This window comes from Proteus columbae (assembly GCF_009914335.1).
Lineage (GTDB): Bacteria > Pseudomonadota > Gammaproteobacteria > Enterobacterales > Enterobacteriaceae > Proteus.
This window is the reverse complement of the sequence record NZ_CP043925.1, coordinates 3,326,874-3,347,186: the sequence shown is the minus strand read 5'-3', so window position 1 is coordinate 3,347,186 and position 20,313 is coordinate 3,326,874. Positions and strand designations below refer to the sequence as shown.

Genomic DNA, 20,313 nt, shown 5'->3' with positions numbered 1-20,313 from the left:
TATATTTTTAATATAGCCTTTTTTGTTTTTTTACGTCATTGCACATTATTTAACAATAACACTCTGTGAGATACTCGATTTCTCTATTAAATTCGTTTTGTATACCCTGAATATCCTGCCCAAAAACCCTTCTTCATTCGGAATTACTCTTTTTTTTTTCTGCTAAAATTATACTCGTTTTTATACTTATTTATAAATAAATGTAAAATTTTTTATAGTTTTATGGGTTATTAATAGAATAAAATCATTAGGATTAGTCTTTATTTGTTATTTTTTGCTTTATTAAATGCCAATAGATTATTAGTGTAATAGCTTAGTTTGTTAAAATTTTTTAGTACTTAATAAAAATACACATATTAAAAATACACATATTTCCTATCGCAGTTATTGTGATTAGGGGGAGAGCAATGAAACAATATAAAACGCTAAAATTAGCGTTAGTAATGTCAATGGGCTTAACTTTTTTCAGTATGGGCGCGTCAGCCGAAACATCGTGGTATAGCGAAATTAATACTGTAACGAATAACACAGGGCAGAATCTAAGCGATACTTCTATTTCTAATAAAATTAAAGGTACGCTATTACCAATGCAAGATATCGATAGTGACAATATTTCTATTCGTACTGAATTTGGGCATGTCTTTCTTTCAGGTTTTGTTGATAGTAAAGCGCAAGAAGAAAAAATATTGCAAGTTATTGAAAAAATTGAAGGAGTTAAAAGCGTAGACTCAGATGTAAATATCAAATCATAAACATGATTTTCTTTTATATTCGTCATATTCTAAGAAGATATTGTCTAAATTATTTGTATGAATACGTAAAAAGAATGACGTCAAAAAAATGTGAGGGTATCCTTTGTTAAGTTGTATAAAGGAGACATTATGGGGAAGTATATACCTGTCACATTAAATAATATTACGGCACTCGAATTTCAATCATCACTGCCACAAGGTAAAGTTGCTTTAGTTTGTGAAGGCGGGGGACAACGCGGGATCTTTACTGCGGGTGTCCTTGATGAATTTATGCGATCACAATTTGATCCCTTTGATATTTTACTTGGGGTATCTGCGGGAGCGCAAAATTTATCTGCTTTTGCCTGTGGTCAGCGTGGGTATGCACGTAAAATTATTAATCGCTATACAACTAATAATCAATTCTTCAATCCTATTCGCTTTGTTCGTGGCGGCAATTTACTCGATCTTGATTGGTATATAGAAACAACGGCTAAAGAAATGCCTCTTGATATGCCAACAGCACTACGCCGTTTTGATGCGGGTCGCGAATTTTATATGGTGGCAAGTCGTTCTGATAATTTTCAGGCAAATTATTTTCAGCCCGATGAACCGACTTGGCTTGAGATAATCAAAGCATCCAGTGCCATTCCTGCTTTTTATCGTAATGGTGTCTTATTTCATGATGTTGTTTATCATGATGGTGGTATCAGCGATGCTATTCCTGTGAGAGAAGCTTATCGACGTGGTTGTCGTACTATTGTCGTTGTTCGTACCGTTCCTTCTGAATATCAATACACAACAGAATGGGTTGAGCGTATGGGAAAATGGTTTGAAAATAGCCGTTTACAGCGCTTTATGGCGATGGCTCAAGTACATATCGAAACCTATACCGACACAATTAAATTTATCCAATCTCCCCCAGAAGATGTTGTTGTTATTGAAATATATCCACCAACTACATTGCAATCTAGTGCATTAGGAAGTCGTTTAAATGCATTAAATCATGATTATCATGTGGGGAGACGTTGCGGGCGTTATTTTCTGGCGACAATTGGCCAGCATTTCTCTAAGAAAAAATTCAAACAGTATGATAGAAAAGTCTTTAGCTTGTTTGAACAAGAAGCGAAGGCTGATAAAGCAGAGAATGCTTCTATTATTCAACAAGGAACTCGAAGCGTACATCCTGACGTGAGGCAAATTCAGAATGAATAAATTTATTGATACTCACTGCCATTTTGATTTTCCGGTTTTTTATGATGATATTGCCAACAGCTTGTCACTAGCGCATCAAGCTCATATTGAAAAAATAATTATTCCCGCCGTTGCACGTTGGAATTTTGATGTTGTTGCAGAGTTAGCGAATAATCATCATCAATTATATTGTGCATTGGGGTTACACCCTTTATATATTGAAGAGCACACTGAACAGCATCTCTTGGAATTAAAACAGAAATTAAAAACAGCTTCTCGTTGTGTTGCCATCGGAGAGATAGGGCTTGATGACTATATGGATAATCCTCAGCCTGAGAAGCAAGAGGCGTTTTTAATTGCACAGCTTAAACTAGCGATTGAATTTGATTTGCCTGTGATCCTACATTCACGTAAAACCCACGATAAGTTAAGTGCACTTTTACGCCGTTATGATGTGCCTCGCAAAGGGGTTATTCATGGTTTTGCAGGAAGTCTGCAACAGGCAGAAAAGTTTATTCAGCAAGGCTATTTTATTGGCGTTGGTGGAACTATTACTTATGAGCGAGCACAAAAAACTCGCCGCGCAATTGCCTCGTTACCACTAGAATGTCTGTTATTAGAAACAGATGCTCCTGATATGCCTGTGAGTGGTTTTCAAGGTGAACCTAATCGCCCTGAGCGTATTCAGAACGTTTTTTCCCAACTCTGTGATCTGCGTCAAGGATCACCAGAGGTGATCGCAGAGCAACTCTATCTCAATAGCCTACAATTATTCCAATTAAAAGATAACACCTCGTCTTTATCTTAAACTTATTTAATCAAAAAGATTAAAAATACGCCTTATTTTAATTGTACTTATACAAATAAAACGTTCATTTATTTCTGCTATTTAAGATTAAAGCCATCATTTGTTAATCGAATGATATTTTTTTTAAATTAGCCTATTCAATAAGTGCGTTTTTTAGGTTTGTTTATGTGATCTACTTCTCATTTGTGGGTTTTGTGTTGCTTTTTCCAAGCGCTATTTGTGATGGATATAGAGGGTTCTTTTTCTGGACTAGGTATAATTATCTGGCAAAAAGAGTCAATAATCTCAGGTTAGAGCATTATTGATAATCCATTAAATTTTTATGTGAACAGGGATCCTTCAATGCAACTCATTATGAGCTTGGTCGGAATGGCAACATTAATATTGATAGCCATTCTGTTTTCCAGCAATCGACGTGCAATTAGACTACGTACAGTTGGTGGCGCATTCCTTATTCAGATTGGCTTAGGTGCATTTGTTCTTTATTCCGACGGTGGTCGCGAAGTGCTTCTTGCGGTTTCTGATGGTGTTAAGAATGTTATTGATTACGGCAATAATGGGATGAGCTTCCTATTTGCAGGCCTAGTATCAGATAAAATGTTCGAGTTGTTTGGTGGTGGCGGTTTCGTATTCGCCCTACGCGTACTGCCTGTTATCGTGTTTTTCTCTTCTTTAATTGCTGTGCTGTATTACCTCGGCATTATGCAAATTGTGATTAAGATTCTTGGTGGTGGTTTACAGAAAGTCCTTGGTACATCACGCACAGAATCGATGTCTGCAACAGCCAATATCTTTGTGGGTCAGACCGAAGCTCCGCTTGTTGTTCGTCCTTATATTGCAAGAATGACAACCTCTGAGTTATTCGCTGTTATGTGTGGTGGCCTTGCTTCTGTTGCTGGTTCTGTTCTTGCTGGATATGCAAGCATGGGCGTGCCATTAGAGTATTTGATTACGGCATCATTTATGGCCGCACCAGGTGGTTTACTCTTTGCTAAGCTGTTGATCCCTGAAACAGAAACGCCAGACGATCAAAAAGATGCGCTGGATAAAATGACCGATGAAGAAAAACCAGCAAATATTATTGATGCAGCTGCAGCTGGGGCATCTTCAGGTTTACAGCTTGCTCTTAACGTCGGTGCTATGTTACTTGCTTTCGTTGCGTTAATTGCATTAGTCAATGGTATCTTAGGTGGCATTGGTGGCTGGTTTGGTTATGAGAATTTTTCATTAGAATTAGTATTAGGTTGGGTTTTTGCACCTATTGCTTTCTTAATCGGTGTACCTTGGAGTGAAGCGACCGTTGCTGGCTCATTTATTGGTCAAAAACTGGTTATTAATGAATTCTATGCTTACTCTGAATTTAGCAAATATCTACAAGATGAAGCTCAAGTTGCTGCATCAGGCTTAATCATCTTATCAGAACAAACAAAGATAATTATCTCCTTTGCACTGTGCGGTTTTGCTAACCTCTCTTCCGTTGCTGTACTGCTAGGTGGTTTAGGTGGAATGGCTCCAAATCGCCGTAAAGACGTGGCTCGTTTAGGGATGAAAGCCGTACTTGCTGGTACACTCTCTAACTTAATGAGTGCGACGATTGCAGGTTTCTTCTTTGCATTAACCGCAATGGCTGTTGTTGCTGCTTAATTGATTTTGATTATAAAGAGCAGATGGGTTTTGCCTGTCTGCTCTTTTATGTTTGTTTTCTGCTGTAATGTTAACTACTTTTATTGTGAGAGATATTTCGCAATTTGTATTGAATAGGGTCAATAGCGATATCATTTCATATTGATCTCGCTTTTTTTGCGTTATAAAGACGACTTAGAGGCGTTATTCGAGTAACATTAAACCAGAAAATGACCTAATTGTGATGTTGATCACACTTATATGTCATTGTTTGCAAGTTGCATTTGATTAGTGTGACGTAAAGCACATCTAATTGTTCCTTAGCGTGTTCAAATAAGATGTGCTGAAACTTCATGGAATGGCGAAGGCTCAATGACGGGTCGCCGAAGTGAGCATAGCGCGGTGAGAGGGAGCTCAGCTGTCGTTGTAGCGCAAGTTACAACAACATCTTCAAGGAACCAAGTCCGCTCGCCAACAAATTTAATCGCTAATCTTAAGCGTACGCCCAAAAGGGCTTGAGAAACATCGTTGGAGAGTTTTATGACAGATTTAACCGCTGCAGCGCGCCTTGCGCTGTCTTTGATGGATTTAACTACATTAAATGATGACGACACTGATGCAAAAGTGACTGCATTGTGTCATCAGGCTAAAAGCCCTGAAGGGAATACAGCCGCTATTTGTATCTATCCACGTTTTATTCCGTTAGCACGTAAAGTGTTACGCGAACAGGGTACTCCAGAAGTCCGTATCGCAACCGTAACTAACTTCCCTCATGGTAATGATGATTTAGATATCGCATTAGCAGAAACCAACGCGGCATTAGCTTATGGCGCAGATGAGGTTGACGTAGTTTTCCCTTACCGTGCATTTATGGCCGGTAACGAGCAAATCGGTTTTGATATCGTTAAAGCATGTAAAGAAGCTTGCGCAGACGCGGGTGCTTTACTGAAAGTAATTATTGAAACGGGTGAGCTGAAAGATCCAGCGCTTATCCGTAAAGCATCTGAAATTTCAATCAAAGCAGGTGCTGACTTTATTAAAACTTCCACAGGTAAAGTACCTGTAAATGCAACACTGGAAAGCGCTGAGTTAATGATCCAAGTGATCCACGATATGGGTGTTGGCAAAGAAGTTGGTTTCAAACCAGCGGGTGGTGTACGTACCGCTGAAGAAGCTGCTCAATACCTTGCATTAGCTAACCGCATTATGGGTGACAACTGGGTTGATGCCCGTCACTTCCGCTTTGGTGCGTCAAGCCTGTTAGGTAATTTATTAGCTACTTTAGGTCATGGCGAACAAAAATCGTCTAGTGGTTACTAATCCATTCGTGAAATACGCCCGCTTTTCGTTATTGTGGGCGTTACCAATGCTATAAAACCAGGAGGTTGCAGTGTTTCTTGCCCAAGAGATTATTCGTAAAAAGCGTGATGGTCATCCTTTAACTGAGGAAGAAATTCGTTTTTTCATTAATGGCGTCAGAGATAATACTGTTTCTGAAGGTCAAATTGCTGCCTTAGCAATGACTATTTATTTCCACGACATGACAATGCCAGAGCGTGTTGCTTTGACATTAGCTATGCGTGATTCCGGTTCAGTACTGAACTGGAAAAGCCTAAACTTAAATGGCCCAATTGTTGATAAACATTCAACCGGTGGTGTGGGTGATGTTACTTCACTGATGTTAGGGCCAATGGTTGCTGCTTGTGGTGGTTATGTTCCTATGATTTCTGGTCGTGGATTAGGCCACACAGGCGGAACATTAGATAAGCTTGAGGCAATTCCGAGCTTTGATATTTTCCCTGATGATGAGAAATTCCGCGACATTATTCGCAATGTCGGCGTTGCCATCATTGGACAAACTAATTCATTAGCACCTGCTGACAAACGCTTTTATGCTACCCGTGATATTACTGCTACAGTTGATTCAATCCCGCTTATCACTGCATCTATTTTAGGTAAAAAATTAGCTGAAGGCTTAGATGCATTAGTGATGGACGTTAAAGTTGGCTCGGGTGCTTTTATGCCGACTTATCAAAAATCGGAAGAGCTGGCTGAGTCAATTGTCCAAGTAGCAAATGGCGCTGGCTGTCAAACCACTGCACTGTTAACTGATATGAACGAAGTATTAGCTTCTAGCGCAGGTAATGCGGTTGAAGTTCGTGAAGCGGTTCAATTCTTAACAGGCGAATATCGTAATCCACGTCTATTTGAAGTCACTATGGCGCTGTGTGTTGAAATGTTAGTATCGGGTCGTTTAGCGGATGAGCGTCAACAAGCTCGCCAAAAACTGCAAGATGTGTTGGATAACGGTAAAGCAGCAGAAGTCTTTGGTCGTATGGTTGCAGCACAGAAAGGCCCAACTGATTTTGTTGAAAACTACAATAAATACCTGCCAACTGCGGTATTAAGTAAACCTGTATTCGCTGAGAAAACAGGATTCATCACAGAGATGGATACACGTGCATTAGGTATGTCTGTTGTGACATTAGGTGGCGGTCGCCGTAAAGCGACTGATGCTATTGATTACAGTGTTGGCTTAAGCGACATCGCAGCACTTGGTGCTGAGATCAATACAGATACACCTTTAGCAATGATCCATGCTAACAGTGAAAAGTCATGGCAAGAAGCTGCGGCTGAAGTCCGTAAAGCGATGGTAATTGGTGACAGCAAACGCGAAGCTTCACCAATGGTGTACCGCCAAATCAGCGAATAAGAACTCAATTACGATTTATAAGTGACATATCCGTAGCCTACGGAGAATGACACTGGAGAGAGAATTATGAAACGTGTACATATCATGGTATTAGATTCCTTCGGTATCGGTGCTGCCGGTGATGCGGAGAAATTCGGTGACCAAGGTTCAGACACTTTAGGGCATATCGCACAAGCGTTTGCTGACGGTAAAGCAGATAGAGACGGTCGTAAAGGTCCTCTTCATTTACCTAATCTTTGCCGTTTAGGTTTAGGTAAAGCTGCGGAAGAATCAACAGGTAAATTCCCTATCGGTTTAGACAAAAACGCAGATATTATCGGTGCTTATGGCTACGCGAGTGAAATCTCTTCTGGTAAAGATACTCCGTCAGGCCACTGGGAAATCGCAGGTGTTCCTGTTCTATTTGATTGGGGATACTTCAAAGAACTGAAAAATTCATTCCCACAAGAGCTGTTAGAAAACATCGTTAAACGTGCCAAATTACCTGGATACTTAGGTAACTGCCACGCATCTGGTACAGTGATTTTGGATGAACTGGGTGAAGAGCATATGAAAACCGGTAAGCCGATTTTCTATACCTCTGCTGACTCTGTATTCCAAATTGCATGTCATGAAGAAACTTACGGTTTAGATGAATTATATGAGCTGTGTGAAATTGCTCGTGATGAACTAAACAAAGGCGATTACAACATTGGTCGTGTTATTGCGCGTCCATTTATCGGTGACAAACCAGGTAACTTCGCTCGTACAGGTAACCGTCATGATTTAGCGGTTGAGCCACCAGCACCAACTATGTTGAAAAAACTGGTTGATGAAAAACAAGGCCACGTTGTTTCTATCGGTAAAATTGCTGACATCTACGCAAACGTAGGTATCACTAAGAAAGTGAAAGCAACGGGTATTGATGCTCTGTTTGATGCGACACTTGAAGAAATGAAACTTGCGGGTGATAACACTATCGTCTTTACCAACTTTGTTGATTTTGACTCCTCTTACGGTCACCGTCGTGATGCTGTAGGTTATGGTGAAGCACTTGAGTTATTCGATCGTCGCTTACCAGAACTGATGGAACTGGTAAAAGAAGATGACATTCTTATTTTAACAGCAGACCACGGTTGTGACCCAACTTGGCCAGGTTCTGATCATACTCGTGAGCACATTCCTGTTCTGGTTTATGGTCCTAAAGTTAAACCAGGTTCATTAGGTCATCGTGAAACCTTCGCGGATATCGGTCAAACTGTCGTGAAATACTTCGGTTTATCACCAGTCGATTACGGTAAAGCGATGTTCTAATTTTATTTCGGTAGGTATAGCAATATACCTACCGAATAATATTTAAATAGTAAAAAGATCAATTAAAAGGAAGAGTTATGGCTACCCCTCATATTAACGCAGAAATGGGCGATTTTGCTGATGTCGTTTTAATGCCGGGCGACCCGCTTCGTGCTAAATACATCGCTGAAACTTTTTTACAAGATGTCCGTCAAGTAAATAACGTTCGTGGTATGTTAGGTTTTACAGGTACGTATAAAGGCCGTAAGATTTCTGTTATGGGTCACGGTATGGGTATTCCTTCTTGCTCAATTTACGCAAAAGAATTAATTACTGATTTCGGCGTAAAAGTGATCATCCGTGTGGGCTCATGTGGTGCAGTATTACCAGACGTTGAACTACGTGACGTTGTTATCGGTATGGGTGCATGTACAGACTCTAAAGTTAACCGTCTGCGTTTCAAAGACCAAGATTTTGCTGCTATTGCAGATTTTGAATTAGTTCAAAATGCAGTATCTGCAGCTAAAGCAAAAGATATTAAAGTTCGTGTTGGTAATATCTTCTCTGCTGATCTGTTCTACTCTCCAGATCCAGAAATGTTTGATGTTATGGAAAAATACGGCATCCTTGGTGTTGAAATGGAAGCTGCTGGTATCTATGGTGTTGCTGCTGAATATGGTGCAAGAGCACTGACTATCTGTACTGTCTCTGATCACATCAAAAAAGGGACACAAACTACAGCAGAAGAGCGTCAAACGACTTTTAACGAAATGATTGAAATTGCATTAGAATCTGTTCTGTTATTAGAAGACTAATCAATACATCTCGTTGCTTAATGTTGCTTAATAATAGTAAAAACCCAATTCTTTGAATTGGGTTTTTTTATGTCTAATCAATAATATGGCAAATTAAGGCGCATAAATATAGGTTTCTAAATAAGGATCCATTTTAATTGAGTAATTTTTTAAATTATCCAGGCTTGGTGTTAATGGCCCTTTGCACTCTTTTTTACTGAGAATATTATTGTCTTTATAAACAATAACACCATTAAATTGCCATCCTCTACCTTCACCGTCGTAAACAACGTAGCTGTAGTTCCCATTCTTAAATCGAACATAAGTCGATGCCCCTGCAACAAACATCTGATGTCCATAAAAGACATTATTATTGGGTTGTTGAGGTACTGGTAGTGTTATCTCTGTTTTAGCAAGTGTGCCATAACGATACACTGGGGGTTTTCCCTGTTCAGCGGATACACTGACATACTTACCATTTTCAAGTTGGCAGGTAAATTCTTCAGCATGGACACTTGCGGATAATAATACGAATACAGCAACAACAGCTATATGTGCTTTCATATTGTGTTCTCCGTTAATTACCTACTCTATTACTTTAAGTATCGGCAAAGAAAACAAAATATGTAGAGTAAATATTCTGATTATTTAGCCAAGTTACTAATTTTCATTTTAACCAATATTTGTGTTATTTCCAGAATAATCAACTGCGATAATTTCTTTGTTTATTTTTTCATTGAATGTTATCTGCCAAATCAGCCTTATCCAATATTTTATACCTAATAATAGTTAAAATTAGAATTAATTTGCTAATTATGAAAAATATCATAGTGATTTCGTTTGATTTTGTTCTTTTTAATTAAATTAAATGTAATTTTCACTGTGCCAATTGTAGAAATAACAGATTAATTCAATTAATTAAATTAAGAGTTCAGTAATATCAGTTGGTTAGCATTCTATTGTTATATTTTGATTATATTTCAAATAGTTAATAGTATTGCAGGTGATTATTTTTGTTTTTATCTTTATTTTCATTGTGATGTCAGTCACATAAGTATATAAATGAAATAATCATATCTGTAAATTTAACTTTCCGAAGATTTCTATTATATTGATATTAAATAAAATATTTTGTTTTATGTGGTTGCCAGCAGAACCAATGCGATCGCGTGAAGCACTAACTAATTTAATTAGAAAATGTATAGTATTGCTATGCAATCAATTTAAAATTTTGTCGGTTTCTATTTGGAGAATATAGTGAAAAATCAAGATTTATTAGGTCTATCTTCTGATAACATTCTAAATGCGGAATTTGAGAAGAAATACCACGACGTTATTGCTCACTTTTTCAGCCGAGATCCGAAGTATTGGCCGATATTTCAGGATAAAACCATCCAATCGATTACACAGTTTAGAAAAACAACGACTAATGATAATGACCAATTACAGCGTTATTCTAATGGGCCACAATTATTTGAACGTTTAATGGCAGATACACAAATCCAACAAAACATTAATTACCCAGAAAACGATCCTAATGAATTACTGATGTTAGTTTCGACACTGTGTAAAAACTGGGAAAACCCACTCGCCGTTGAAAACGTTATTGCGATGCCAAGTGATCCAGGTGTTTATGGATCAATCTTAGGATTAATGGGCAATCCTAATATGGTGTATTGCGAATATTCAGGTGTTGCTGATGCGTTAGAAAAAGTGACGATCAAAAAAGTCGCAAAATTAGTGGGATACGATCCTGAAGTTGCCTCTGGTGTATTCACTCAAGGTGGCACCATGTGTAACTTATATGGTTATCTTTTTGGTTTACGTAAATCTATGCCAAATTCTAAGCATTTAGGTATGGCAGCAGATCAAGACTATCGCATTATTAACTCTCAAGGTGGTCACTATTCAAACATGACCAACCTTGCACTATTAGGTGTTGATGTCGATAACAAAACGATCCGCATTAAAGTATCTGAAGATAATACTATTAATCTAGAACACTTAGAGCGTGAATTAAGAGCCTGCTTTACTGTTAAGTGTAAAGTGCCAACTATCATGTTAACCACAGGCACAACAGATACCTTTGGTGTCGATGATGTGAAAGGTGTTTGTGAATTACGTGACCGCTTATGTGAAGAATTTGAGATCCCTGTTAAGCCACATGTCCACGTTGATGCTGCCGTTGGTTGGCCGATTATTTTCTTCTTAGAATATGACTTTAGCGGTAACCCTCTAGCAATTAATGATGTTACTTTAGAAGGCTTACGCCAGAACGTTGAGAAATTCAAACATCTGAAATATGCCGACTCTATCACTATAGACTTCCACAAATGGGGATATGTACCTTACACCTCAAGCTTAGTACTAGTGAAAAATGGTAATGACTTCGTTGCACTGGAAAACGATCCTGAAAACTTCACCTATTTTGAGCACGAATTAGAAGGTCAAACCCACTTACAATCAACTATTGAATGTACACGTAGTGGTGTGGGTATTTTTGGTGCTTATTCTGCGATGCACTATATGGGCATTGAAGGTTACCAAACTATTATTGCCCACTGTTTGCAAAACGCGAACTATATGCGCCATCAGTTATTAGAGATGGGCAATGCAAAAGTGATCGTGCCACAAAACCAAGGGCCAAGTGTTGGCTTTAAATTGTATGATCCAAACTTAGTGAAAGATCCTAATGTTGCTTTTGATATAGAGTTAACGTGCGCTACAGACAAAGAAGCGTATGATTTTATGGTTCACAATACTCAGTGGCATAGAAAACTTTTCTTACAGCGTGGTAGAGAAGGCTTATTTACTAACTGGGTTGATTCTATTGCTTGTTCTAAATATGCAAAAAATAACCGTTATATTTATCTTCCAGGTGAAAAAGCGGTATTTATGAACCCAAATACTGAACGCGCACATATTGATAATTTCATGAAGATTTTAACTGAAATGAGTCAAAATATGAGCTCGAAAAAGGCTGCAAAAATCTAATTAAACCCTTGTCTGATTAAATAAAACAAACTGTACTTTAATAGAGGAAACTCATATTAAGGTACAGTTTTTGTTTTATATGATAATAGTTGCAGATTATCTGAGTTGGCTATCTTTACTACCACGGCGATTATATCCACTAAAGGTATTATTCTTTTTATCAATTACCTCTTGGCAATTTAAACAATAACGTACGCCAGGAACGGCTTTTTGCCGAGCCACAGAGATTGGATCACCGCACTCATCACAAAACGCAGCGCTTTCGCCTTGTGTCATTTGATTGCGAGCTCTTGCAATTGCATCATCAATGGTGGCATCGATTTGCTCTTGAACAGCACTATCATTAGCCCATCCACTTGCCATCATATTCTCCTACTTTAACAGTGAATATAAACATTATTATTGGGGCTTTGGTGAAAAAATCAACAGATGGAAAGGAGAAATGCGTCTTAGGATATTGCAAGAGAAATAAAAAACCCCTCATGCAGAGGGGTAAATTTTAGAGGCATAATACGTCGTTGTTATTGTTTTTGTTCTCTAATAAACAGAGAAATAATAAAGAAGAGGGCGACGAATACGATAATTAGGTTAAAGCCAACAGAAACATTATAGCTTTCTGAAACCTGACCAATTAATGAACCCGCTAAGGCTCCGCCCAATCCTGAAGCAACATAAATAAGTCCCATCACCGAGCCACTTTTGCTGGTTAATTTTGTAGCAACCGCTGCGGCTGTTGGAAATAGAACAGATAATGCAAAACCAAACACCATAAATAGATAAACAACATCTTGCACAAAAATACGGCTAACAATAATGGCTATCAGAGAGAACAGTGAGAACAGAATAAGCGTTTTGCGATCACCTAATGCAAGGTTAATAAAGCCACCAATAAAGCGACCGATAGTAAATAAGAAAGCAAAACTAGAAATAACATAAGCCGCTGTTTCTGCTTTTTGCGCATTGCTCATATTCCCAATATCCATAGAGGTATAGAAAATAGGGAAGAAGTTTAAGAACGCGGCTTCGGCGGCAACATATAAAGTGATAAATAAAATAACCAGTAACAGTGACTTTTGTGTCAGTAACTCTAAAAAGTCACTGAATTTCATATCGACTTGTGCGCTACTTTCTATTTTTAAGGTGCTTAATACTAAAATAATCACAGCAACAATAACGGCAACACCCACATAAAAGGTACGCCATGAAATAGAGTGTGAGAAGAGATATTGTAAAATAAGTGGGGTGACAATCATCCCTACACCAAACATGGCGTTAGAGACGTTAAACATCATCCCTGCTTTCTCTTTATAGAAAGTGGGAATAACAGTCACGATAGAGACAAGCATCGAGCCAATCCCTAAACCAATCACCAGATAAAAGCCAAAAAATAGCATCACATTGAAAGCAAGGCTGGTTCCTGTTAAACCGACAGCCATCATTAATGAGCCAATAAACATCATGACTTTTAACCCTTTCTTATCGGTAAAATAGCCCGTTAATAAACTGGCGACTAAAAAGCCGATTTGGAAAAAGGTAATTAATGAGCCTACTTGGCTCATATTTAATGAAATATCATGTTGAACCTGTTCGAGAATAAGCCCTTTTGTATTTTGAATGCCACCGAGTAAAAACATCGTGACAAACAGAAGGAAAAAAACTTTCCATTTTTGTTGTTTAGCCATAATTTGATCCTGATTTTCCACGGTGTATTATTTTTTAACTGTGTTGTTATTATAAGAGTTATTATTAGGTGTATTGTGTTCACCAATCGCATCAAATAACTCTTGCGTCGCCCATCCGTAGCAATAATAGAGCAGAGAATCACATGCACTTTCTTCGGCAGCAATAACCGCTTCAATTAATTGAGAGGCTGGTAAATTCCACATTTGAATACCGCTATAAATAAAGGTATTTGGCTGTGAAAGCTGGCGAACTTTATTATTTTGTTCTGCAACAAAGTGAATAGGGAAGCCTTGCTGTTTAAAGGTTTCATATGAAATATCATAAGGTAGTTCAAATAAACGTTTAAACGCAGTAAATGCACGCTCTTGGCTTTCACTATCATGAGCAAAATGATTAATTAACCCTTGAACATCTGCACCACCCCCTAATTTATGATAAGGGAAATGTTTGAGTGTTGAAGAATAACGCGTTAATTCATGATAGTTCTGACCTAAGATCCAACTGTAAGCAGGTGGCCACAAATCGAGCCATAACGTAATTCCACCTGCTGTTTGTTTTGCATCAGACAGTAATTTCTCAACCAATTGAGTCACACTTTGTTGGCGAAATAGTTGCCATGCTTTTAACAGAGGTTCTTCTTTTAATGCGGTAACAGGTGTTTCGAAATCCCCTTGTTTTAATGAATCAGCTAAAGCAGCAAGGCGATGTTTGATTTCATTAACGGGTAAACCTTGTTGCACCATTTTCTTTTCGCAGTGAGGGCAAAAACAGGTAAATAACCCTGCTGGATTCACTTCTTTGCCTGCCCAATCAGGGAATCGAATTCGATCAATTAAAAAGGTGTCATAACCGTAGTTTTGTTTTGATGCTGTGAATGTCTTTTGCCAAAGTTGTGCAACATCGGGAGCGTTAGGGCAGAGCCAATGCGCTTGTGGACGGCCTTTAAAGTCCACTACTTGATTATGTTCTACATCCCCTATGAAGTCGCCATTAAGAATATTAGCCCATGGGATGACTTTATATTTTCCACCATCAGTGGCTTTTTTTATCGTCATTAGCGGATCTGCACCCGCTAAAATTGTGGGATCAACACGTTGGCTCAGACGAGGAAAATCAGTATGAGTATTGATGTGTAGTGTACCAGTTCCCATAACCACATTATGAATAGGGTTATGAGGCAGATCGCCAACAGGGTAAGGGTTACGTTCAAAAATCGTATTAATTTCGACAAATAAATGCTCAACATGCTTCATACCGTCAAGGCGTTGAAGAATAGCGGGCATGCCTTCGTCTAAAATATCATGTGGGTGAAGATGTATTCCTGCCATGAGTCGCTCCCATCTCGTTTAAAGACTTTTTTATTAGGGTTATCTCAATTGGATCTCGGGCATAAATTGAATTGATGGATAAACCGTAGCTAAGGCGAGAATAGCAATGCCATAAAGCGGGCCTTTTTCCCATAATTCAGAAAGCTCGATATTCACTTTGGTGTTAGCAAATAAATGTCTATCTAGATTTGCCTGAACACGCGGTAAAAAGGTGTCAGCAGAACGGGTGATCCCGCCTGTTAATACCACTTTTTCCAGATTTGCAATGGCGACTAAATTCATAATGCCGATAGCAAGATAATCTGCCATTTCCTCAACTAAGGATTGAGCAAGCGGATCACCTTGTTGTGAGGCTTGAATAATCTCAATCGCACTAAGATTTTCCCCTTTCAAGCTCGCCATTCGCTCACTTAAACCTGAGCCGGAGCAGAAACTCTCAAAGCACCCTTTATTGCGCCAATTACGAAAAAGATGATCACGAGCAAACATCATATAGCCGATTTCACCAGCTGCATTGTTTGCGCCGCGGATAACTTTTCCATCCATCAGCAAGGCGGAGCCTAATCCTGTGCCAATACCAATCAGTGCACAACTGTGCGTATGACGGCAGCGGCCTTTCCACATTTCACCCACAAGTGCGGCACGAATATCATTTTCGAGTACAACGGGTACATTGAGTTTTTCTGTAAGCTGTTGTGCTAAAGGTAAGTTATCCCATTGAGGTAAGTTAGGGGAGCCTTCTAGCACAACACCATTTTTGATATCGATGATCCCTGGTGTGGCGACACCGATAACATTGATCTTTTGACGGTCTACGCCGCTTTTTTCGATCACATTTTCAATACTTTGTGCAAATTGCGTAATAAAGTCATCACGGTCGTCAGTATCAAAGGTAGGTTCTTGATATTCATACAACAATTCGGCATCTAAGTTAAAAACCGCATAAGCTATCTTGGTTCCACCTAAGTCAATGCTGACGCCTAAACTGTGTTGAGGATCGAAGTTAACTAAAATACCTTTTCTGCCTTGTCCTGCTGGCGAACTGACTCCGCTTTCATAAACGATTTTTTCTTCAAGGAGATCGTTAATAATTTCAGACACCGTCGCTTTTGTAATCCCGCTAACTTTGGCTATCTGAGCCCGTGACAAAGGACCTTGATGACGAATGACATTTAATACAAGCGAGGCATTCATTTGCCGTAATGTATTGGGTACGTTCGGTGTCACGTTACTACTCCATTTGTTTAGAAACAAAACTAAAAGATGTTTTTTTTATATAAAATCGTCTGTGTTTGATAGTTATGCACCGTTTTATTTACTTTGTAAAGTATAAATAAACTAATTAGTTTAGAAACCATCCTAAATGAGTTTATGATCACAATTTGATAAGTTTGATTTGCACAATGTGATCCTCTAAAAGATCTTCAGTGTATATATTCACTGCACATATTCTTAACGCAATAAAACGACTAGAATTAAATCCATATCTATTGAAATAAAGAGAACATCAGAATGAAAAAAGGAATGTTATTAAAGGGGGTAATAGGAATGTTATTGTTATTCCCTGTGTATTCACAAGCGATAACGCTGAGTGCTTATCTTCAAGTTAAACAATTGCTTACCCAAGATAATCCTGCCAATAAACAATTAGAGTCCGTGACACAAGCTTATTTAAACGGTATTGCGAATGGATTGAATTTTTATGCTGTTGCTGTGAAAATTGAGAATCAAAATAACGATGATTTTCGTCCTCTTTATTGTCCACCGCCTAAAATAGAACAAAATGGAGATTTTATGGTTAAGCATATTGATGCTTATTTAGATAAAAATCCCATTGTTAAGCAGAAACAAAAAAATGCACCCATAGAATTGGTTTATATTCTTGCATTACAAGATGCTTATCCTTGCGATAAGTAGAAAGAAAAATAGCCACACTCCCTGTGGCTAAAATGATTTTGGTGTGCTCTTTTTCTTGTTATTTACTTCAGGTTGCCTCTCTCATAAGCCCCTTGATGGAAGACACTCAAGCCGTCGCTGCTTCAACTTGTTTTACAGGAACAAGATGACAACAATCGCTTTCACCGGTTTTCTCAAAAGTTGATAAACGGGTGATCAAGAGTGAATTCATGTCTGTTAATAATCCCTCTGTTTGCAGTTTTTGCATGATGCTTTCATCGCAGTCATTATTATTTTGACGTTGATAAGCCACAGGTGTTACACCACGTAATACAGTTAATTGACCTGCAAGTGCGGGATTATCGGTTAATGCATATACGTTGTTGTTTGGCATAAAGCGTGACAATAAGGTCACTGATTTGCCATTTTCTGTTAATGCCGCAACACTTAAATGCTTGTCGTCATGGAATGCTGTGGTTGCCGCTGCTAATGCAATCCAACGACCTGTTTGTGAATAGTAAGACGGTGATTGCCATGGGTTTTCTGCGTTTGCTGCAAAAGAACGCTCAGCTCCCTCAGCGACTCGCGCCATTGCACTAACGGCTTCTACAGGGTATTTCCCTGCTGCCGTTTCCGCTGAAAGCATCACAGCATCCGTTCCATCACCTACGGCATTTGCAATATCCATCACTTCAGCACGCGTTGGCATTGGGCTTTCAATCATCGATTCCATCATTTGAGTTGCGGTAATAACAGGGCAACCTAATGCGCGACAACGTGCAATCAGTTGCTTTTGTGCGCCTGGTAAGCTGGCATCACCAATTTCTACTGCTAAATCACCGCGTGCCACCATAATGACATCAGATGCTTTAATGATGTCATCCATGTTTTCTTCACAAGAAACCACTTCAGCTCGTTCAACTTTAGCAACGATTTTGGCGTGACTTCCTGCTGCAATCACTAAGCCTCGTGCATATTCAATATCAGCACCATTACGTGGGAATGAAACGGCGATGTAATCTGCTTGAATAGCGGCTGCTGTGTGTATGTCCTGTTTATCTTTGTCTGTTAATGCAGGAGCAGATAAACCACCACCAAGTAAGTTAATGCCTTTACGGTTAGATAATTTGCCTCCAACAGTAACGACAGTCTCTATTTTATTATTATTGACGGCGCTGACTTGTAATTGAATATTGCCATCATCAAGTAGCAGAATATTCCCTGGTGTGACTTCTTGAACAAGTTGTGGGTAGTCCAAACCAACTTGTTGCTCGTCGCCTAATGTGCTGTCTAAATCTGCATTCAGAATAAAGCTATCACCTTGTTTTAATTGAATTGAATCATTTTTAAAGTTAGCGATACGAATTTTCGGGCCTTGCAGGTCAGCTAAGATCCCGATAAATACACGATGTTTTTCTGCGACCTGACGGATAGTTGCGGCTGTGGCCTGATGCTGTTCGCGAGTGCCGTGTGAAAAGTTTAAACGAAATACGTTAGCACCTGCGATAATCAGCTTTTCAATCATCTGTTCTGAGCAGCTAGCTGGGCCAAGAGTCGCAACAATTTTTGTCTTACGCATAATGACATTCTCTTTTTAAAGAGGGATACCCAAAGGTATCCCTTGATGACAACTTAATTAATTCATTAATCCATGGTAACTTTTTTCGCATTCCAGACTAGCGTCGCTAAAATCATGGAAACGATGGCAGAACCAATCCAGAAATACTGTACTGTGGTGAAGTCGTAGTGAGTGATATCACCAACTTGTGTGACTTTAATCAGTGATGCTGAAATCAGTTCTTGAGCCGATGCTGCAATGTAAGCGAACAGTCCGATAAAGCCTTTTACTGCACCTACTGCGTTTTTCGGCATCAGGTCACAAGCGGTTAAACCTGCTAAGAACACAACCAGACCACCCATTGCAAAACCAACCATACTTAATGCAACAGCATCCATAACACGGCTTTGTGGACCCCAGAACATCAGTGCAAAACCAGCGATGTTGGCGATACCATAAATTAGAGTTGGAATATGACGGTTAGCGTTAAACAGTTTGTCTGAAGCCATACCCGCTAAGATTGCGCCGAAGAAACCAGCGATTGGGTAAGTAGACATTGCGAAACCCGCATCAATCAGTGAGTAGCCTTTTGAACCTTGTAGATAAAGAACTGCCCATGAACTGATTGCATAACGAGAGATATACATAGCCGCACATGCTGCTGCGATGATCCACACTGTTGGTTGCTTTAATACGAATAACTGAGCGCGACGTGTTTCTTTAGGATCACTTGATTTAACGGCTTCTGACTCTTCGCCATATGCGGTTGCTGGATCAGGTAAGCCATAAGTACGAGGACGGTCTTTCAAAATCATCAGTAAGATGATACCCGCAGCAATACCTGCGATACCGGCACCGATAAAACCTGCACGCCAGCCGAAGAAGCTCACTATGGTTGCCGTTAAGATCCACGTAATTGCTTCACCGATATTACGCGAGCCACCCCAGATGGAATAAACTGTACCGCGCTGTTTTGGTGAGAACCATTGGAAGATAGAGACACAAGAAGGTGCTGAACCCACAGACTGGAACCAACCGTTAATACCCCATAAAAGGATAAAGAACAGGCTCGCCGTTGACATTCCCATGAAGATACAAACAAAGGAAGAGGCAATTAACGAGATGGACATAAAGCGTCCAATATTGGCATAATCTGACAAGAAGCCGTTAGAGAACTTACCAAATGCATAGGTAAAGAAGAACGCAGAACCCATTAAACCGAGTTCAGCGGTGGTTACGATACCTGCATCCAGCATAGGTTTTTTCACCACACCGAGTGCCATACGAACCACATAGAACATGGCATAACCAAGAACAAGACCAAAGAAGACCTGCCATTGGTGCTTTTTATATATTGCGCGGATCTTTTCACTTGACGCTTCTATTAGCGGCAGATCCTTTCTGGTTTTAAAGAAACTTAGCATAGAGATGACTCCGAATATTATTCATGTCTGAAGCTGATTTTGGTTTTCAGAGCTGATGCTATTCATTTAGGTCATCTTGGTGCAAAAGAGGGAATTTGAGTCATCGATGACACATTCTGCTGAATCGGTGAGTCAAATTTGTAACATCGCTATTAGGCGTTGGTTTAAAAATGAGTGAAGATATCGTCGTATCATTGTTAGAAATGAGTCATTAAGGACTCATTAGCCAAAAATAATAAATATTGCTAAATATCAGAAGTTTGAAGTTCGACACATTTTTATGTTTATTCAAAAC

The 20,313-nt window shown here is 39.1% G+C and carries 17 protein-coding genes; 10 read left to right on the top strand and 7 right to left on the bottom strand.

The window, feature by feature from the left end; genetic code table 11:
- The first annotated feature begins 407 nt into the window (after nucleotides 1-407).
- From F1325_RS15650 to deoD, 8 genes are all read left to right on the top strand, one after another.
- Complete coding sequence (locus F1325_RS15650; RefSeq protein WP_109372964.1) at nucleotides 408-752, top strand: BON domain-containing protein; 345 nt, start codon at nucleotides 408-410, stop codon at nucleotides 750-752.
- A 129-nt stretch (nucleotides 753-881) separates the two neighbouring features.
- Nucleotides 882-1,946, top strand: coding sequence for a patatin-like phospholipase family protein (locus F1325_RS15645; protein ID WP_109372965.1), 1,065 nt, complete (start codon nucleotides 882-884; stop codon nucleotides 1,944-1,946).
- Nucleotides 1,939-2,733 carry a TatD family hydrolase gene (locus tag F1325_RS15640; protein ID WP_109372966.1) on the top strand — a complete coding sequence of 265 codons (795 nt, stop codon included), beginning with the start codon at nucleotides 1,939-1,941 and terminating at the stop codon, nucleotides 2,731-2,733. Before F1325_RS15645 ends, F1325_RS15640 begins: the two co-directional genes overlap by 8 nt.
- 342 nt (nucleotides 2,734-3,075) lie before the next feature.
- Nucleotides 3,076-4,377, top strand: coding sequence for a NupC/NupG family nucleoside CNT transporter (locus F1325_RS15635; RefSeq protein WP_109372967.1), 1,302 nt, complete (start codon nucleotides 3,076-3,078; stop codon nucleotides 4,375-4,377).
- Between the two features lie 519 nt (nucleotides 4,378-4,896).
- Nucleotides 4,897-5,676 (top strand): deoxyribose-phosphate aldolase, encoded by a 780-nt coding sequence (gene deoC / locus F1325_RS15630; RefSeq protein WP_109372968.1) that lies wholly within the window; start codon nucleotides 4,897-4,899, stop codon nucleotides 5,674-5,676.
- A 70-nt stretch (nucleotides 5,677-5,746) separates the two neighbouring features.
- A complete protein-coding gene (gene deoA / locus F1325_RS15625; protein WP_160230690.1) occupies nucleotides 5,747-7,069 on the top strand; it encodes a thymidine phosphorylase in 1,323 nt (440 codons plus the stop codon).
- A gap of 66 nt (nucleotides 7,070-7,135) precedes the next feature.
- Entirely contained in the window at nucleotides 7,136-8,362 is a 1,227-nt protein-coding gene (gene deoB / locus F1325_RS15620) for a phosphopentomutase (protein ID WP_099074519.1), read from the top strand.
- Between the two features lie 77 nt (nucleotides 8,363-8,439).
- Complete coding sequence (deoD, locus tag F1325_RS15615) at nucleotides 8,440-9,156, top strand: purine-nucleoside phosphorylase (RefSeq protein WP_100158856.1); 717 nt, start codon at nucleotides 8,440-8,442, stop codon at nucleotides 9,154-9,156.
- A gap of 93 nt (nucleotides 9,157-9,249) precedes the next feature.
- Here the strand turns inward: deoD and F1325_RS15610 are convergent, their stop codons facing one another.
- A complete protein-coding gene (locus F1325_RS15610; RefSeq protein WP_109372970.1) occupies nucleotides 9,250-9,699 on the bottom strand; it encodes a hypothetical protein in 450 nt (149 codons plus the stop codon).
- Between the two features lie 693 nt (nucleotides 9,700-10,392).
- On the opposite strand from F1325_RS15610, the gene F1325_RS15605 reads away from it, so the two are divergent.
- Nucleotides 10,393-12,129, top strand: coding sequence for a pyridoxal phosphate-dependent decarboxylase family protein (locus F1325_RS15605; RefSeq protein ID WP_160230689.1), 1,737 nt, complete (start codon nucleotides 10,393-10,395; stop codon nucleotides 12,127-12,129).
- Between the two features lie 96 nt (nucleotides 12,130-12,225).
- On the opposite strand, the gene F1325_RS15600 is transcribed toward F1325_RS15605, so the two are convergent.
- The 4 genes from F1325_RS15600 to F1325_RS15585 form a co-directional block, all read right to left on the bottom strand.
- On the bottom strand, nucleotides 12,226-12,492 hold the full coding sequence (locus tag F1325_RS15600; protein WP_109372972.1) for a DksA/TraR family C4-type zinc finger protein: 267 nt from the start codon (nucleotides 12,490-12,492) through the stop codon (nucleotides 12,226-12,228).
- 158 nt (nucleotides 12,493-12,650) lie between these two features.
- Nucleotides 12,651-13,811, bottom strand: coding sequence for an MFS transporter (locus tag F1325_RS15595; RefSeq protein WP_099660231.1), 1,161 nt, complete (start codon nucleotides 13,809-13,811; stop codon nucleotides 12,651-12,653).
- Nucleotides 13,812-13,838: 27 nt separating this feature from the next.
- Complete coding sequence (locus tag F1325_RS15590) at nucleotides 13,839-15,140, bottom strand: hypothetical protein (protein ID WP_160230688.1); 1,302 nt, start codon at nucleotides 15,138-15,140, stop codon at nucleotides 13,839-13,841.
- Between the two features lie 39 nt (nucleotides 15,141-15,179).
- On the bottom strand, nucleotides 15,180-16,367 hold the full coding sequence (locus F1325_RS15585) for an ROK family transcriptional regulator (protein WP_244313527.1): 1,188 nt from the start codon (nucleotides 16,365-16,367) through the stop codon (nucleotides 15,180-15,182).
- Between the two features lie 285 nt (nucleotides 16,368-16,652).
- Here F1325_RS15585 and F1325_RS15580 point away from each other — a divergent pair, with 285 nt between their 5' ends.
- Nucleotides 16,653-17,057, top strand: coding sequence for a Rap1a/Tai family immunity protein (locus F1325_RS15580; RefSeq protein ID WP_109372974.1), 405 nt, complete (start codon nucleotides 16,653-16,655; stop codon nucleotides 17,055-17,057).
- Nucleotides 17,058-17,163: 106 nt separating this feature from the next.
- Here the strand turns inward: F1325_RS15580 and pyk are convergent, their stop codons facing one another.
- Together pyk and F1325_RS15570 are read right to left on the bottom strand one after the other, a co-directional pair.
- The gene (gene pyk / locus F1325_RS15575; protein ID WP_109372975.1) at nucleotides 17,164-18,615 is read right to left on the bottom strand and encodes a pyruvate kinase; all 1,452 of its coding nucleotides are present in this window, start codon (nucleotides 18,613-18,615) and stop codon (nucleotides 17,164-17,166) included.
- A gap of 65 nt (nucleotides 18,616-18,680) precedes the next feature.
- Nucleotides 18,681-20,018, bottom strand: a complete 1,338-nt coding sequence (locus F1325_RS15570; protein ID WP_109372976.1) for an MFS transporter — start codon at nucleotides 20,016-20,018, stop codon at nucleotides 18,681-18,683.
- Nucleotides 20,019-20,313: the final 295 nt, after the last annotated feature.